This is a genomic window from Janthinobacterium violaceinigrum (genome assembly GCF_009208555.1).
Taxonomy (GTDB): Bacteria; Pseudomonadota; Gammaproteobacteria; order Burkholderiales; family Burkholderiaceae_D; genus Janthinobacterium; species Janthinobacterium violaceinigrum.
This window is the reverse complement of record NZ_WFLI01000146.1, coordinates 1-255: the sequence shown is the minus strand read 5'-3', so window position 1 is coordinate 255 and position 255 is coordinate 1. Positions and strand designations below refer to the sequence as shown.

General features: G+C 59.6%; 1 protein-coding gene. It reads left to right on the top strand.

Translation table 11 applies throughout. From position 1 onward, the window contains the following. Positions 1-255 (top strand): hypothetical protein (locus GCN75_RS29020; protein WP_193317716.1); only part of this gene is annotated, 255 nt, incomplete at both ends.

Here is a 255-nt window from a genome sequence, read left to right as displayed (position 1 = left end):
ATCACGACAGGCAAGTTGGACAACACGGCGGGCCGCATCGCCGCCAACAGCGCGAACCTGGCCCTAAACGCGACGGTGTTGACGAACGTCAATGGCAAGCTGGAGCACGCAGGTGCCGGCATCCTGGTCATTAACGCAGGGCAATTCAACAACCAGTTCGGCAAGATCACGGGCAATGGCAAGCTCGATATCAGGGCAGCCACTTTCGACCACCGCAATGCGATGACGGTGGCCAATCAGCTGACCGTCAACGCC